The organism is Dendronalium phyllosphericum CENA369, assembly GCF_016056275.1.
Taxonomy (GTDB): Bacteria; Cyanobacteriota; Cyanobacteriia; order Cyanobacteriales; family Nostocaceae; genus Dendronalium; species Dendronalium phyllosphericum.
Map to the genome: position 1 here is coordinate 15,318 of NZ_JAECZA010000048.1, position 15,962 is coordinate 31,279.

At 40.7% G+C, this 15,962-nt stretch carries 14 protein-coding genes, 1 tRNA gene and 1 CRISPR repeat array; of the genes, 7 read left to right on the forward strand and 8 right to left on the reverse strand.

The window, feature by feature from the left end:
* Positions 1 to 963: 963 nt before the first annotated feature.
* The 3 genes from I8752_RS12870 to trpE all read left to right on the forward strand — a co-directional run bounded on the left by I8752_RS12870 (position 964) and on the right by trpE (position 5,300).
* On the forward strand, positions 964 to 2,973 hold the full coding sequence (locus tag I8752_RS12870) for a DICT sensory domain-containing protein (RefSeq protein ID WP_214432716.1): 2,010 nt from the start codon (positions 964 to 966) through the stop codon (positions 2,971 to 2,973).
* 185 nt (positions 2,974 to 3,158) lie between these two features.
* Positions 3,159 to 3,578 (forward strand): photosystem I reaction center subunit II PsaD, encoded by a 420-nt coding sequence (locus I8752_RS12875; protein WP_214432717.1) that lies wholly within the window; start codon positions 3,159 to 3,161, stop codon positions 3,576 to 3,578.
* Between the two features lie 198 nt (positions 3,579 to 3,776).
* Positions 3,777 to 5,300, forward strand: a complete 1,524-nt coding sequence (trpE, locus tag I8752_RS12880) for an anthranilate synthase component I (RefSeq protein WP_214432718.1) — start codon at positions 3,777 to 3,779, stop codon at positions 5,298 to 5,300.
* 77 nt (positions 5,301 to 5,377) lie between these two features.
* On the opposite strand, the gene I8752_RS12885 is transcribed toward trpE, so the two are convergent.
* Together I8752_RS12885 and I8752_RS12890 are read right to left on the reverse strand one after the other, a co-directional pair.
* Positions 5,378 to 5,617, reverse strand: coding sequence for a hypothetical protein (locus I8752_RS12885; RefSeq protein WP_214432719.1), 240 nt, complete (start codon positions 5,615 to 5,617; stop codon positions 5,378 to 5,380).
* Between the two features lie 51 nt (positions 5,618 to 5,668).
* Positions 5,669 to 5,881 (reverse strand): chlorophyll a/b-binding protein, encoded by a 213-nt coding sequence (locus tag I8752_RS12890; protein WP_214432720.1) that lies wholly within the window; start codon positions 5,879 to 5,881, stop codon positions 5,669 to 5,671.
* A 356-nt stretch (positions 5,882 to 6,237) separates the two neighbouring features.
* Between I8752_RS12890 and I8752_RS12895 the strand changes: the two genes are divergently transcribed.
* Together I8752_RS12895 and I8752_RS12900 are read left to right on the forward strand one after the other, a co-directional pair.
* Complete coding sequence (locus tag I8752_RS12895; protein ID WP_214432721.1) at positions 6,238 to 6,825, forward strand: Uma2 family endonuclease; 588 nt, start codon at positions 6,238 to 6,240, stop codon at positions 6,823 to 6,825.
* 90 nt (positions 6,826 to 6,915) lie between these two features.
* Positions 6,916 to 7,503: a Uma2 family endonuclease gene (locus I8752_RS12900; protein ID WP_214432722.1), complete on the forward strand. Its 588-nt coding sequence runs from the start codon at positions 6,916 to 6,918 to the stop codon at positions 7,501 to 7,503.
* A 65-nt stretch (positions 7,504 to 7,568) separates the two neighbouring features.
* On the opposite strand, the gene I8752_RS12905 is transcribed toward I8752_RS12900, so the two are convergent.
* The 3 genes from I8752_RS12905 to purS all read right to left on the reverse strand — a co-directional run bounded on the left by I8752_RS12905 (position 7,569) and on the right by purS (position 10,898).
* The gene (locus I8752_RS12905; protein WP_214432723.1) at positions 7,569 to 9,482 is read right to left on the reverse strand and encodes a type I restriction enzyme HsdR N-terminal domain-containing protein; all 1,914 of its coding nucleotides are present in this window, start codon (positions 9,480 to 9,482) and stop codon (positions 7,569 to 7,571) included.
* 251 nt (positions 9,483 to 9,733) lie between these two features.
* Positions 9,734 to 10,411, reverse strand: a complete 678-nt coding sequence (gene purQ, locus I8752_RS12910; RefSeq protein WP_214432724.1) for a phosphoribosylformylglycinamidine synthase subunit PurQ — start codon at positions 10,409 to 10,411, stop codon at positions 9,734 to 9,736.
* A 208-nt stretch (positions 10,412 to 10,619) separates the two neighbouring features.
* Entirely contained in the window at positions 10,620 to 10,898 is a 279-nt protein-coding gene (purS, locus tag I8752_RS12915) for a phosphoribosylformylglycinamidine synthase subunit PurS (RefSeq protein WP_214432725.1), read from the reverse strand.
* A 410-nt stretch (positions 10,899 to 11,308) separates the two neighbouring features.
* Here purS and wecB point away from each other — a divergent pair, with 410 nt between their 5' ends.
* Positions 11,309 to 12,430 (forward strand): non-hydrolyzing UDP-N-acetylglucosamine 2-epimerase, encoded by a 1,122-nt coding sequence (gene wecB, locus I8752_RS12920; protein WP_214432726.1) that lies wholly within the window; start codon positions 11,309 to 11,311, stop codon positions 12,428 to 12,430.
* 37 nt (positions 12,431 to 12,467) lie between these two features.
* Here wecB and I8752_RS12925 read toward each other — a convergent pair whose 3' ends face one another.
* Both I8752_RS12925 and I8752_RS12930 read right to left on the reverse strand, forming a co-directional pair.
* The gene (locus tag I8752_RS12925; RefSeq protein ID WP_214432727.1) at positions 12,468 to 13,292 is read right to left on the reverse strand and encodes a TrmH family RNA methyltransferase; all 825 of its coding nucleotides are present in this window, start codon (positions 13,290 to 13,292) and stop codon (positions 12,468 to 12,470) included.
* Positions 13,293 to 13,711: 419 nt separating this feature from the next.
* Positions 13,712 to 13,784, reverse strand: a tRNA-Val gene (locus I8752_RS12930).
* A 104-nt stretch (positions 13,785 to 13,888) separates the two neighbouring features.
* Between I8752_RS12930 and I8752_RS12935 the strand changes: the two genes are divergently transcribed.
* Complete coding sequence (locus I8752_RS12935) at positions 13,889 to 14,902, forward strand: zinc-dependent alcohol dehydrogenase family protein (RefSeq protein WP_214432728.1); 1,014 nt, start codon at positions 13,889 to 13,891, stop codon at positions 14,900 to 14,902.
* Between the two features lie 38 nt (positions 14,903 to 14,940).
* A CRISPR array of direct repeats spans positions 14,941 to 15,552; the repeat unit is 37 nt; unit sequence GTTTCAATCCCTAATAGGGATTAAGTGAAATTTCAAC.
* A gap of 130 nt (positions 15,553 to 15,682) precedes the next feature.
* Here I8752_RS12935 and I8752_RS12940 read toward each other — a convergent pair.
* The coding region (locus I8752_RS12940) for an HNH endonuclease signature motif containing protein (RefSeq protein ID WP_214432729.1) at positions 15,683 to 15,962 on the reverse strand (280 nt) is incomplete at its 5' end.

The following is a 15,962-nucleotide window of genomic DNA, read 5'->3' on the forward strand; positions in this document are numbered from 1 at the left end:
ATCAATACTAGGTAAGCACATTGCTAAAAAATTGTGTAAATTACTTTCTGAATTTTTCTATTTGATGACAGATATTTATGTAAATTAATCAAATTTGAATAATTCATTAAAAAAATTAATGAACTTATGTAAAGCTAAATATTGATTATGGTTCATCGGGCAAAATATGAGGTGATGCGATCGCAGAACAACTAGTAAATTCCAAAGGAAAGTTAATTGCATCAAGATTTTATGTATGGCAAAGACTAGTCTATGTATTGGTGTGTGGGTTAAGAAATTCCCAATTATACGTAACTTTATTTAAATAAACATTTTTGATTTTGACAATTGTACAAGCTGCGATCGCAGTTGCTAAAAATTTCGTCTAATATGAAAAAATAGTACAATCTTTGAGGAGTTACCAATCAAAAACATTAAATCATCTAGCATTTACAAGTAGTTTTGTAATTGCATTCAATGCGGATAAAAAATCCTTGGATAAAAACCCAAACAGTTATGTCACGTCTGCTCCCATAGCATATCAAGGAATGAAAAACGACTGTATTGGTGTTATTGGTCTATTTTAAATCTAGACTTTTAAATTTGTCAGAACAGCCATCAACGCTCCTCAGTCCTAGTTTCTCCTTGCAAATCTTTATATCTACGCGACTAACTATTTTTAATTTTTGTAAAGCGTTACTACTGGTTTCTTACACTAACTTTGCAGCAACGATCGCAGCGAGAAAAGTTGCTATTTTCTCCCTATTCCCCTAAGTTGGCTTGGAGAGAAACGTACCAACAGTGCTAAACTCACCGCAAGCAGCTGGTTTTTTCTAGCAACTTCTCTTATCGCTCCTCTCAAATGTGATTCAGGATTCTTTACATATTGCAACTGTCTACTTCACTTGAGAGTCCGTTGTAATTTGTACAATGCATCTGTGACGTGGATCTTGTTCAAATTGTGGCTCTCTTTTAAAGATATTCATGAGCATTGCTACTTCCGTGCTGAGTGAACTGCTACAGTCCATACCCTACCTGCGACCCCAGCTATACTTTAAGGCTTCACTAACGGCGCTCTCCCATGCGATGGAAGACCAAGTTTTGGCTGCAACTTTAGAGCAACCTCTAGTAATTGCTAGCTTCCAAAGAGAGCGATACTATCGCCAAGAAGCTCATCGCTATCTGCGACTAGCTCAACGAAGTAATCAAATATACGTTTTGTCCGCACCAGAAACTGATTTCACCCACAGTTCGGAAGCCTACGAAAAGATCGCTTTCGAGCTAGAAGATGCCTTAAGCCAAGAGTGGCATTTGGTGGTAATTGCCGACAATTATGCTACTTGTCTGGTGTGTCGAGAAAGTCTCGGTTCCATTGCTAAAAGTAAGCAAATACCAGAGTTCAATCCAAGTCTGGATACAGACACATCTCGCAGGTTTGAGGGAATTTGGACATCAGAAAGGGGAGTCAGTGTTAAAGCAGCAGAATTGTTATTAAACAGGATTTTGATTTACAGACCAGACTTAGCAAGTAAAATTCAGTATGCACGCCAGAGATTTGGCATCGGGGAAACTAAAAGCTACTCGCCAGTAAACCAGATAACTGAATTTGCTTGTGATATTGATACTGACCCCTTTGTGCAACGCTTAGTAACTTACCTGCAAGCTAGTCAGTACAAACTGCATAAAGCTTACCGTTCTATCACTGCCCAAGCACGTAAAGAGCGTTTAGTCAACTCCATTAGTACTGCCATTCGGCGATCGCTCGATCCGCACGAAGTGCTACAAATTGCAGTCCAAGAACTCGGACAGCACCTAGGAGCTAGTCGCTGTCTGATTTACCGCGCTCAAGCCACAGATGCCAAAGCCACAATTGAACATGAGTTTTTAATTCTTGGCGTTTCACCTATTTGCGGACAAACTTGGGAGTTAAAGAAAAATCCCTTATTTCAGGAAGTAGTACAACAGGGCGAGGGTGTCTGTGTAGCCGATACAATGAATGACTCGCGTGTTACCAAATCGGCAGCGCTGTCCTCGATCGCCAAAAAATTTGCCATTCGTTCTTGGCTGATAGAGCCAGTATTGTATCAAGGGCGATTGTTGGGCATTGTAGAATTGCACTATTGCAACTTGCCACCGCATCAATGGCAATCAGGAGAGTTAGATTTAGTAAAAGCGATCGCAACTCAAATGGGAGCAGCTCTGATTCAAGCAGAAGCCTACGCTAACTTAGAAGACCTGAACCAACAACTAGAAGCCCTCGATCGCACCCGCAGTAACCTCATAGCCATTACCGGGCACGAACTTCGTACCCCTTTATCTACCATTCAAGTTTGTCTAGAAAGTCTCGCCAGCGAACCGGATATGCCCTTAGAGTTGCAGCAAGTAATGCTCAATACTGCCCTTGCCGACTCAGAACGGATGCGGAAACTAGTACAAGATTTCCTGACTCTTTCCAATCTCGAAAGCGGTCGAGTGGAGTGGCATCCCGAATCCCTGACTTTACAAGAATGCGTAGACTTAGCACTCAGCCGACTGCGGGCGCGCCCCAGTGTAGAACAGCCGCCCCCAATCAAAACTAAAATTTCCCAAAACTTGCCTTTGGTTAGAGCTGACGGCGATTGGCTGGTAGAAGTCCTAGCAAAACTCATAGATAACGCTTGTAAATTTACACCGCCAGAAGGTGAAATCTCCATTAAAGCTACTCGTAACAGCAAGCAAATGGTTGAAGTGACAGTGGCAGACACTGGAAGAGGCATCGAACCCAATCGTCTAGAAATAGTTTTTGACCGCTTTTATCAAGAAGAAGGAGCGCTGCGACGTACCACTGGCGGTACTGGTTTGGGGTTAGCAATATGCCGTCAAATTGTTAACGGCTGGGGTGGTGAGATTTGGGCAGAATCAACTGGCAAAGACCAAGGCAGTCAATTTCATTTTACTGTTCCCATTGTTAAAGGCAGTGAAGAGGAAAAGCGGTTAAAAGTCAAGAGTAAATAGTTATTAGTCATTAGTCAGCGATCGGTAGTTAATTGCAACTGACAACTGACTATTGTACAGACGCGATTAATCGCGTCTCTACGACAACCAAAAAACTTACTAAAAACTGTTACAGTCTATGACGCGATCGCAATACGATCGTGATGACAGTGTTAGGATGCCCTAAAAACCTTGAGAGAATGCTTATGGCAGAACAACTTTCTGGAAAAACCCCCCTGTATGCCGGCAGCACTGGTGGCTTGCTGACAAAAGCAAAAGAAGAAGAAAAGTACGCAATCACTTGGACTAGCCCCAAAGCACAAGTATTTGAATTGCCTACAGGTGGCGCTGCTACCATGCAGCAAGGTGAAAACCTGCTGTATCTAGCTCGTAAAGAACAAGGCATTGCTTTAGGCGGTCAACTGCGGAAATTCAAAATCACAGACTACAAAATCTACCGGATTTACCCCAACGGCGAAACCAATTTCATCCATCCAGCTGATGGTGTCTTCCCCGAAAAGGTAAATGAAGGTCGTGAAAAAGTGCGTTTCGTAGCGCGCAGCATCGGGCAAAACCCCAGCCCAGCACAACTAAAGTTTAGTGGTAAATATACCTACGACGCTTAATTAAGTGCTGAGGAGCCACTGCGTTGGGCAGACATTGCGTTGCGGGGTTTCCCCCCGTTGTAGCAAGTGTCGTCGGCTTTGCCGACTTGAAGCAAGTGGCGTTGCTGAGTTCTGAGTTCTGAGTTAAAAAAATTTCACGACTCAAAACTTATTACTCAGCACTCAACAGACAGCTGGGCTAATTAAAAATAACTGTTTATGATCTTTCCCGACTTTTCTGATTTTTCTTTGCTAGCTTTGCAAGGCAACTTTGTGCCAGTTTATCAAGAATGGGTTGCAGACTTAGATACGCCAGTATCTGCTTGGTATAAAGTTTGTGCAGGCCAGCCTTATAGCTTTTTGTTGGAGTCGGTAGAAGGTGGGGAAAAATTAGGGCGTTATAGTTTAGTAGGTTGCGATCCTGTGTGGATTTTGTCTGCTAGGGGAAATCTCACAACCCAAACACACCGAGATGGTTCGCAGGTTGTTTTTGAAGGCGATCCTTTTACAGCTTTAGCCCAATGTCTAGAACCTTATCACCCGGTCAAGTTACCAGAACTACCGCCAGGAATTGGCGGCTTGATGGGATTTTGGGGTTATGAATTAATTCACTGGATAGAGCCGCGCGTACCAATTCATGCACCAGATGAGCGTAATATCCCTGATGGATTATGGATGCAGGTAGACCACCTGTTAGTTTTTGACCAAGTAAAGCGGAAAATTTGGGCGATCGCTTATGCCGATCTGCGCGACCCAGAAGTAGACTTGAAAGCAGCATATCAAAAAGCCTGCGATCGCGTCAGTCAAATGGTCAGCAAGCTATCTTTACCCCTATCACCAGAAAAAACCATATTAGAGTGGACACCTCCAGGGAATAAGAAAGCAGGGGGAGCTGGGGGAGTAGGGGAATATACAAGTAACTTCACTCGTCCGGAATTTTGTGCCAGTGTCCAAAAAGCAAAAGAGTACATTAAAGCAGGCGATATCTTTCAAGTCGTCATTTCTCAACGGCTAGCAACAGAATATACAGGCGACCCCTTTGCGCTTTACCGTTCGCTACGCCAGATTAATCCTTCGCCTTACATGGCTTACTTTCACTTCCAAGATTGGCAAATTATCGGTTCTAGTCCGGAAGTAATGGTAAAAGCAGAACGAGATTCAGATGGGGACATCGTAGCAACAGTACGCCCAATTGCTGGGACGCGTCCTCGCGGAAAAACAACCAAAGAAGATGCAGCATTGGCTGAGGATTTGCTAGAAGATCCCAAGGAAATAGCCGAACACGTGATGCTTGTTGACTTAGGGCGCAATGATTTGGGGCGTGTTTGCCAAAGCGGTAGTGTGAAAGTAGATGAATTAATGGTGGTTGAACGCTACTCCCATGTAATGCACATTGTTAGTAATGTTGTGGGTAAATTGGCGCCAGAGAAAACAGCCTGGGATTTACTTAAAGCTTGTTTTCCAGCAGGTACAGTTAGCGGCGCACCCAAGATTCGGGCTATGGAAATTATCCACGAGTTAGAACCGAGTCGCCGGGGCGTTTATTCTGGCGTTTATGGTTATTACGATTTTGAAGGACAATTGAATAGCGCGATCGCAATTCGCACGATGGTATTACACGATAATACGGTAAGCGTACAAGCTGGTGCGGGTTTGGTCGCTGATTCCGACCCAGAGAAAGAATACGAAGAGACACTAAATAAAGCTAGAGGGTTGCTAGTAGCGATTCGTTGTTTACGTTGAAAAATTAAAAGAAGTCCCAGCAGCCAAAGCCAAGACTTCATTTGAAATTATTACAAGTAAACACCGAACAAGACTGCTCATCCAACGTTACTTAGAAAAATTGGCCAAAGAGCGCCTGCTACCGCAACAGCGATTAGGACATTAGTGAAAAAATTACCTAATTCAGCTTGTTGTCCCAGACTTTTATCGTCTTGACCAGCAGTAAAAAACAAAGACCAAGCTTGATTTGCATTGATTTTTGTAAAGTTGTTGAAATCAGGGCGAAAGACAACAGGCCCGATTAAATCTTTTTTGGGGTAATCAAAATCAGTTTTCATAGCTTTCCTCTAAATTGTTCTATTTGTTATAAATCGAGCAAAATTCATTAATTAGAGGCTAGTTAGCCACCCTATTAAACTGTGTCCGGTTAAAACTTCAAGGGCTATGAGTGAAACAAAGCCAATCATTGCTAACCGACCATTGAGTTTTTCTGCATATTCAGTAAAGCCAGTTTGTGAAGTTTCATCGACGTAAACCTTGGGTTCAATCGCAAAGTTGTTAAGTTGACCCAATTCGTTAACGGTGAAGCCCTTACTTGTCATCTTTTTGCTCCTTGTTTGTCCTCATCTGTAAAATAATATTACGAAATGTAAAGATTAATTGCAATACCTTTACATGTAGAGATAGGTAGTGTGAACCGTATAAAAGAGGTAATGAATACCGTAATACCTTCGCTTTCCCGTAAGGATAAGGGAACCGCAAGCACTATGTAGCTAGCAGTGCAAATTGAAAGATGGTTATACCCAAAAGCTACAGGGAAGGTACAAACTCCCTAGAATGTTTGTAGCGTTAAGGTGAATTCTAAAGCCAGAACTGGCGATCGCTCTCCATCATCTCTGGCGACGCGATCGCAACTTGCACAGCACTAAACTAGAAAGTAAGATGCTGGAATCAGAATATGGATGCCACGATAACCACTTTACCTCCTACCCTCAAATTGAAAATCGACTTGACTGACGAGCAATTTTTCCAAATGTGTCAGAGGAACCGCGATTATCGATTTGAGCGTACAGCATCAGGGGAAATATTAATTATGCCACCTACAGGTAGTGATACTGGCAACTGTAACTTTGATATGGTTGTTGAATTAGGAATCTGGAATAAACAGACTAAATTAGGCAAAGGTTTTGACTCTTCAACTGGCTTCACCCTACCCAATGGTGCAAAACGTTCACCCGATGCTTCTTGGATAAGAATTGAGCGGTGGAATGCTTTAACCCCAGAACAACAAGAAAAATTTGCTCCGATTTGTCCTGATTTTGTAGTAGAGTTACGTTCTCCTAATGATTCTCTAAAAGATTTACAGGAGAAAATGCAGGAATATATTGAAAATGACGCTCAATTAGGTTGGTTAATTGACCGCAAAAACAAGCGAGTAGAAATTTACCGTCCAGGCAAAGATGTAGAGATATTAAACAACCCTACTAGTTTATTAGGAGAAAATATACTACCTGGATTTGTGTTGAATTTACAAGAGATTATATAGCTTTATGTTATACCGCACTCCATTATCTCTTGCGAGGCGATCGCAACTCGCACAGCACTAAACTAGAAAGTAAGATATTGGGATACGTATATGGAAGCTGTTGCAATCACTTTGCCTTCTACTCTTAAATTGAAAATCGACTTAACTGACGAGCAATTTTTTCAAATGTGTCAGAAAAACAGCGATTATCGATTTGAGCGTACAGCATCAGGGGAAATATTAATTATGCCACCTACAGGCAGCGATACAGGTAGACGTAACGTTAAAATTACAACTCAACTAGATATTTGGAACTCTGAGAGTAATTTAGGTGAAGTTTTTGACTCTTCAACTGGCTTCATTCTACCCAATGGTGCAGAACGTTCTCCTGATGCTTCTTGGGTGAGAATTGAACGATGGAATGCTTTAACCCCAGAACAGCAAGAAAAATTTGCCCCTATTTGTCCTGATTTTGTAATAGAGTTGCGTTCTCGTACTGATTCCTTGAAAGAATTGCAGGAGAAAATGCAGGAGTATATTGAAAACGGCGCTCAATTAGGTTGGTTAATTGACCGCAAAAACAAGCGAGTAGAAATTTACCGTCCAGGTAAAGATGTAGAGATATTAAACAATCCTACCAGCTTATCAGGAGAAAATGTGTTACCTGGATTTGTGTTGAATTTAAAAAAAATTATGTAGTTAGTTTATCTCATCTTTTACATCAGCATAAATAAGACTTTTGCAATTAATAAAACGTCAAAAATTTAACGATTAGGATACACATAGCGCATTTCAAAGCGACTCTGTTCCCAAAGTGGTAGTAAAGCTTGTTTTGCAGAATTTAACTGCGCTTGAGAAAAACAAATTTTTCCATTTTCTAGAATCCAGATAAACGTCCGAGTTATTAAATCTGCTTTTAAACTATTCTCATATTCAGAAGTATTTAACCTAGCTATTTGCCGTTCTAAACTATTTATTGCATCTTTAAAATTCCAGTTTGTCCAATTTATTGAATTGTGGGAGACTTCCTCTGATGCATTTCCCCACTCTACCCTACGCAAGTTGCCTAAAATATAGTCTATACCTGTTATCGAAGAATCAGTATTCCGTACCAAATCTGTAAATGCTTGGTAATATGCTTGCAAAACGGAAGCAGCAATATTCTCACAATAAATATTTAGCCAAGACTGGATATTATGAAGATAAGGGATTAACTCTTTAATCTCATTAATTTTTTCAATAGGAGTTAACTCGTATTGATATTTTTCTAGATTTTTTAGTAATTCACCTTGAGATAATTTAAATTGCTGTGAGTAATAATCAACAACTTTGGGAATATATTTATGTAATAACCATTGTTTGGTATATTCTGCTGTCCAAATACCTCGCGGCCCAATTTCTTGTTGCCAAAAAGGATTTCCTCTTTCAAGAGGTTGTAAATGAACATCATTTATTTCATATATTATATGAGTGATGTCAGTATCATTTTTAGGAAAAATAAAAGCGCGATCGCGAATCCCTCTACCTACACGAATTGGTATATCTTCTTGATGGAATAAATGCCATTCTGATTTGCCTTGAGTATAATTAAATTTCTTCGCAAATTTCTGCATCAAATCCCATAACTTCGAGTCTACAGAAAAAAGATGCACACCTCGAAGACCTAAAAATTCTATAAATTCAAATTCCCATGTTTCTAAAGTAGTTTCAAACTCAATTATTGAATTTTTATATTCTTGGCAAACTGTATCAATGCACAAACACAATTCTAAAGTTTCTAATTCCGATAAAATGATTGTTGTTTGTCCTAAAAAAACTTCAAAAATGTTGCTATCTAGTTGTTTGAGAAATCGACGGCAACCCCAATGTGGTTGAGTATTCAGCCCAGTAGTTAATTTACCTAAAATATATTGATGAGTCAAATTAACTTTTATACCTCTTAAAACAAGACTACTGAACTGTATCTGACAATTACCTTCAGAGAAACCTGTAGGCAAATTACAGTCGATTAAAACTTGAGTTTTCACAACAATTAAGCGGTTTCCTTCTCGTATCAGTGAAGGTTCAAAATCAGTTTTAGCTAAGACATTTTTTAAGTCTGGATGATATTTAATAAATTTTGCTATGAAATTAGATTTGGTATAAGTAGGTAAGTTAGATATACTTCTATCAATATTTTTTACAGTCTGAAAATTTAATTGATTATAGAAGTTAGAGGCAATATCAAAATTAATCAGTAAATCTGTATTTGTATTAATAAATAACTCTATTACGTGGTAACGATAGAATTGAAATATATTGAGATGATAACCATTAGTAATAATAAAAAATACAGGATTTAGATATTTACTGTAAAACTTCGCTTGTTCGATCGCTTGTTGATAATCGGTTTTCTGTGGCTCTAGACAGATAACGATAATCAAGGATGTATCTGCGTTTTGTTTTATCAGTTCATCAGTAGCAAAATATATTTGGACAATTTCTAATTGATTTTCATTAATTCCAATATTATGTATTGTTAAAGGATATTTACTCTGTCGGCACTTATCTGGATAACCAAGATACTGAAACAATGGCAAAACAAATTTTTTTTCCACATCATATGCATTTTGCAAAATTCGATTATCAAAAGCTTGTATCCATTTAATAAAATTTTTAATAGATTCTGAAATAGACATTAGGTAATCCACGGGATTGTATAAATATGCCTTTGTCTAAATTGTTCTTTAATTAGCAATTTATCAAGTTTGGGAAGATATTATAGTGATTGTGAATACTGAAGCAATTTGATAAAAGCTGATGTAGAGTAGTCTTAACAAAAGTAGCTAATTTTAACAAAAATATTTGTAAATTCTACTTACTGCTATACAAAAAAGAGATACAGCAATGCTGTATCCCTTGTTGTTTTATATAAGTTGCGAAGGTAAATCTAGACTAAAGCTGCTACCTTCTCTAACAAACCTTGAAACAACTTCAAACCATCACTGCCACCTAGCATGGCATCAGATGCTCTTTCTGGGTGCGGCATCATTCCCAAAACATTGCCTTGACGATTGCAAATTCCAGCAATGTTATTCAACGAACCATTGGGATTTTCGCCTACATAGCGAAAAATTACTTGCCCGTTATCTTCAATCTCTGATAAAGTCGCTTTATCGGCATAAAATCGACCTTCTCCGTGGGCAATGGGCAGAGTAATAATCTCACCATTTGTATAAGCTTGCGTCCAAGAGGTATTGGTATGCTCTACTTTCAAGGGAACGCGATCGCAGATAAAATGCAAATCTCGATTTCTTGTCAGCGCTCCTGGTAACAGTCCCGCTTCAGTTAATACCTGAAACCCGTTACAAATACCGAGGACAAACTTACCTTTTTGGGCGTGTTCGATGACCTGCTGCATCACAGGCGAAAACCGCGCGATCGCACCGCAGCGCAGATAATCCCCATAACTAAAGCCACCCGGAACAATCGCCACATCCAAATCAGCAATATCAGTTTCTTGATGCCAAATCATGCGAGTCGGTTGACCCAGCAAATCTTTGGTTACATAAGCAACATCGCGATCGCAATTAGAACCTGGAAAAACAACAACGCCGAATTTAGTCATTTGTCAGTTGTCAGTTGTCAGTTGTCAGTTGTCGTAGAGACGCAATTAATCGCATTTGTACAAGAATTATTTGTCGTAGAGACGCAATTAATCGCCTCTGTACGAGAGTCAGTTGTCCGTGGCAGAAGTAGTTATTATTTCTCCCTTGTCTCCCCTGCTCCCCTGCTCCCCCTGCTCCCCCTGCTCTCTTCCTGCTCCTTCATCGTCCCTAAAATACTCCCGTCTGAGTTTCGACCTCTATCAAATCAAAGCGGTAATTTTCAATCACCGTATTTGCTAGCATTTGATCGCAGATGCGATCGAGGTCTTGACGCGCTTTTTTCTCTTCCGTCGAGGTGATGAGTAGTTCGATGTATTTACCAATCCGCACTTGTTCGACGTTATCGTATCCCATTTGCTGAATACCAGATTGTACGGCTACACCAGCAGGGTCTAAAACAGAAGGACGAAGCGTCACGAAAATTTTGGCTAGATACTTCCTTCGCACTGGCTTATAAACCTCTAAAATCAATACTTTCAACCATTAGTCTCTGAAAAATGCTCATCTAATGCTCAAAAGCATTATTTTCAGTGTTTAAGCACGATCGTAGAGCATATTATTGTACTCATTGACCTGCTAAATCAATGCTAACTCTTGCTCACACTATATTATCTTTCTCTTCCCTTAGTCATCCAAAATTTTTCCAAAATTACGCAAACTTTACTTAAATCTTTACCCTACAAGCATTCTAACGAATTTAAATTATAAACTACCTATCCCGACTCAAATTAAACTAAGATGCAAAGCACTAGCTTTAAAGCGTGTTTATTTCTAACCTCCTTACGGTATGAAGTAAAAGCTTCATACTTCATTGTGCTCTTTGGGAGCAGCAAAGCCGTACATCCTTCATCCTTCAGATGACTAATCAAAAGCGAGTTGACATTATTTTAGGTACGCGTCCGGAAGCAATTAAATTAGCTCCAGTGATTCAAGCTTTCCAGAATTCTCCAGACTTTGAGTTGCAAGTAATTTTAACTGGACAGCATCGAGAAATGGTTGAGCAAGTAATGCAGTTGTTCAACCTCAAAGCAGATTATGACCTAGAGATTATGCAGCCTCAGCAATCTTTGAGCGATATTACTTGTCGCAGTTTGCGAGGCTTGGAAGCATTATTTCAAAAGAATAAACCAGATTTAGTAATAGTACAGGGAGATACCACTACAGCTTTTGGGGCAACTTTAGCAGCTTTTTATCAAAAAATCCCTGTAGGTCATGTAGAAGCAGGGTTAAGAACAGATGACTTATTCAATCCTTATCCAGAAGAAGCTAATCGGCGGCTGATTTCTCAACTTACTCAGTTGCACTTTGCACCAACTAGTTTGGCTGTGGAAAACTTGCAGCGTTCTGGTGTATTGGGAGAAATTCACCTGACAGGTAACACGGTAATTGATGCACTGCTGAATGTAGCTGCAACGCAACCAGCTTGTGATGTTCCAGGTTTAGACTGGAATGCGTATCGCACCTTGTTAGTGACAGTCCATCGGCGAGAGAATTGGGGAGAACCACTACAAGCGATCGCCCTGGGATTTTTGCAGATATTAGATAAGTTTCCCGACACAGCTTTACTTTTACCATTACACCGCAACCCGACAGTACGAGAACCTTTGCAAGCGCTTTTAGGTAATCATCCCCGAATTTTTTTAACAGAACCTTTAGATTATGCAGAATTGGTGGGTGCAATTGGGCGATCGCATTTTTTACTTACTGACTCTGGTGGTTTGCAAGAAGAAGCACCTAGCTTAGGAAAACCAGTGCTGGTTTTGAGAGAGACGACAGAAAGACCAGAAGCGGTTGCTGCGGGTACAGCTAAACTTGTGGGAACTACAAGCGAGAATATTGCTGCATCCGCAACTGAGTTGCTGAGTAATCCCCAAGCCTATGAAGCAATGGCAAATGCCATCAATCCTTTTGGGGATGGTCGTGCAGCAGAAAGGATATTGCAGATTGTCAAGAACTATTTAGGGACATGCAAAAATTAAGTTACTCATATGTCTAATTTCCTCAGCAATATTGTGTTTAAATACACAACACTCTTGATTTATAAACCTCATACATCAAAAGGCTTCCTGCCACAGCAAGATTGAGAGAGTCAACCGCCCCCGCCATCGGAATCCGGACAAGATGCTGGCAGAAGTCTCGCTGTTGTGGAGTCAGACCTTGGCGTTCTTCACCGAGGAAAAGAAGAGTAGATTGGGGATAATTAAACTGATGATAGTCAACCCGACCATCTGGCGAAGCACCAATAGCAAGACAGCTGCGATCGCGTACCCAATAACGGAGTGCTGGAAAGCTTGTACGTACAAACTTCTGGGTAAATATCGAACCCATAGAAGCCCGAATCACATCAGGCTCGTAAGGATCTATGCTTTCTTTTACGAACATGAATCCAGCACCTCCAACCGCTTCTGATGTCCGAATCAAAGTGCCAAGGTTTCCTGGCGAACGAACAGTTTCAACAGCCACCCAGCACAACCCTGCTTGTGGTGAGACTTCGTGCAGCTCGAACCAGCGTTGACGAACAATCGCACCAACGCCAGAGGCACGTTCGCTATGCGAGACACCTCGAAATTGTTCGGGTGTGACATTGATGCAGCAAATACCAGAGCGACGAGCTCTGCGAACTAGCTTCCGTGCAAGAGGTGCTGTTAGCAGCCTTTCACTAAACACGATCGCCTCAATATCAAAACTGTTGTCAATTACCTTTATAAAGTTACGCACACCCTCGATATAGAACAATCCGGAGGCATTACGGTGTGTGCGATTAAACTGGAGCTTTTCAACCTCGGTTAGCGTCGCCTCAACGTCTAACCGTTCGTGGCTGGAACTATTAACACCAGCCATCCTCCTTTAATAGAGCTACTAAGCTCTCTACAAAGAAAACTTGAATCAACATGAAATACTGCGGTAACTACGCCGCAGACATCAACTTCATTGCTATCAATAGTAACATACGCTTGTTATATCTTGGTAGATACAAGCGAGCTGCTTGTGACTCTAGCAGCCATGTTCTAGTAGTCTGCCAACCCAAAAATGTTAGGTGGAGGTTGGGTAAAGGATAAAAAACCTTTTCCCTTTCCCCCTTACCCCGCCAAGTTGCCTTGGCGTACTACTAGTAGCTGATAGTAAAAATGCTCCCAAATGATCTGCTTATCCTGGCTCTGTGACAATTCCTGCCTCAGTTATTTCAGCTTTTTTTGGACTGTATTTATATTTCAGATAGCTGTAATAGCTTACAACTTTCAAGACTGGTTCAATTAATATGGGTAGTACTGGACTCGAACCAGTGACATCCTGCTTGTAAGGCAGGCGCTCTACCAACTGAGCTAACCACCCGCTGTTGCACACAAGAATTAACTATAGCAAAATATTTGGCGATCGCGCTAGTATTTTAAAAAAATATTTTTGACTTAATTCCCAACGCCCTACGATGTCCATTTATGAAAGCTTACGAAATCCAGAGCAATACAGGTATTGATGCCCTGAAATTAGTCGATCGCCCCGAACCCAAACCCGCAGCAGGGCAAGTTCTCATCAAAGTCCGAGCCACATCCTTAAATTACCGCGACTTACTTGTGGTTGAAGGAGCCTACGGTTCTGGGGTGAAATATCCGCTGATTCCCTTGTCTGATGGTGCGGGGGAAGTCGTGGCGGTGGGGGAAGGTGTGACGCGGGTGAAAATAGGCGATCGCGTAGCTGGTATCTTCTTCCAAGATTGGATTTATGGTTCTTTGACTAGAGAAAAAATGAAATCGGATCTAGGAGGTGGGATCGATGGGATGCTTGCGGAGTATGTTGTATTACACCAAGACGGGGTAGTGATATTACCCGATCGTCTATCTTACTGTGAAGGTGCAACTTTGCCCTGTGCAGCTGTTACAGCTTGGCACGCTCTAGTAACAAAGGGTAATATTAGTCCAAATGACATTGTTTTATTGCTTGGTACTGGTGGCGTTTCCATTTTTGCGCTCCAATTTGCAAAGATACATGGTGCTAGAGCGATCGTCACTTCTAGTAGTGATGAAAAATTAGCAACAGCCAAACAGCTTGGTGCAGACGAAATCATCAACTACAAGACAACGCCAGACTGGGAAAAGCAAGTTTATGCACTGACTAATCGCACAGGTGTAGATCATGTAGTTGAAGTAGGCGGTGCGGGAACTTTTCCCAAATCACTACAAGCAGTCCGGATTGGGGGACGAATCAGCTTGATTGGCGTATTGTCAGGTAGAGGAAGTGAAATTGACCCTATGCCCATACTTTTCAAGAGTTTAGCAGTCCAGGGAATTTATGTAGGTAGCCGGGAAATGTTTGAGGCAATGAATCAGGCAATCGCTCAACATCAACTTCAGCCTGTTATAGATAGAGTTTTCCCTTTTACAAAAGCACGGGAAGCTTATAGTTACTTTAAAAGTGCAGCTCACTTCGGTAAGGTTGTGATTCAGATAGAATAATCTTAATGTGAGTTCTACGAATTAAAAAACAGCTAGACGTTTTAATCCCTAGTAGGGAGCAAGTGAAATTTCAACAACATGCCGCAGCAGCTGTCAAAGAAATGGATGAGTTTCAATCCTTAATAGGGAGTAAGTGAAATTTTAACATAAGACATAAAATTAAATCCCAATTACAACGTGTTTCAATCCCTAATAGGGATTAAGTGAAATTTCAACTCCAAAAATAGTTAAATCGCCTACTGATATGTGTCCGCCAAATGTTTCAATCCCTAATAGGGATTAAGTGAAATTTCAACGGTTGTCCGTACCAGAAGCTACCGCTCAAGGCAAGTTTCAATCCCTAATAGGGATTAAGTGAAATTTCAACCAAAATGAGCTACAAACACCATCACAGGGATTCTGTTTCAATCCCTAATAGGGATTAAGTGAAATTTCAACCTTTGAGAAGTTATCGAGGTTCCTTCAACTTGTTTCAATCCCTAATAGGGATTAAGTGAAATTTCAACTAGGTAACACATTCTTAGGGGCTTCCTCTATGGGTGTTTCAATCCCTAATAGGGATTAAGTGAAATTTCAACTCGAGAACCTCCTAGAGGCAGAAGCCACTCACCAAGTTTCAATCCCTAATAGGGATTAAGTGAAATTTCAACATAGCTACACAGCTAACCTCACAATGGGGCAATATGTTTACTGGGTAGGGCAGGGATATTGCTATCCCTTTCCCCCCGACAAACCGGACAAGCAAGTTCACCCTGCATCCGGCTTTAGCAAATCCTAGAGCTACCAAGGACTCAATTCATTCTCAATTTCAGAAAGGTGATTCTGTGCATGAGAATGTATTTGTTGATGACAGTAATAATGCACTAGTTCTAAATTAGCGTAACTTTCGTTACCCCCATCACAAAAAGGTATTTTATGGTGTTTTTGTATGGGTTCATCATTGAATAATGATTCTCCACATACTGGACAGATAAAACCCTGTTTTTGGGCAAGCTTTTGATAACTAGGAATTAGACTTTTGAATTTAATATTCTGCCGATTTTCCCAATAGGCTGTTAGC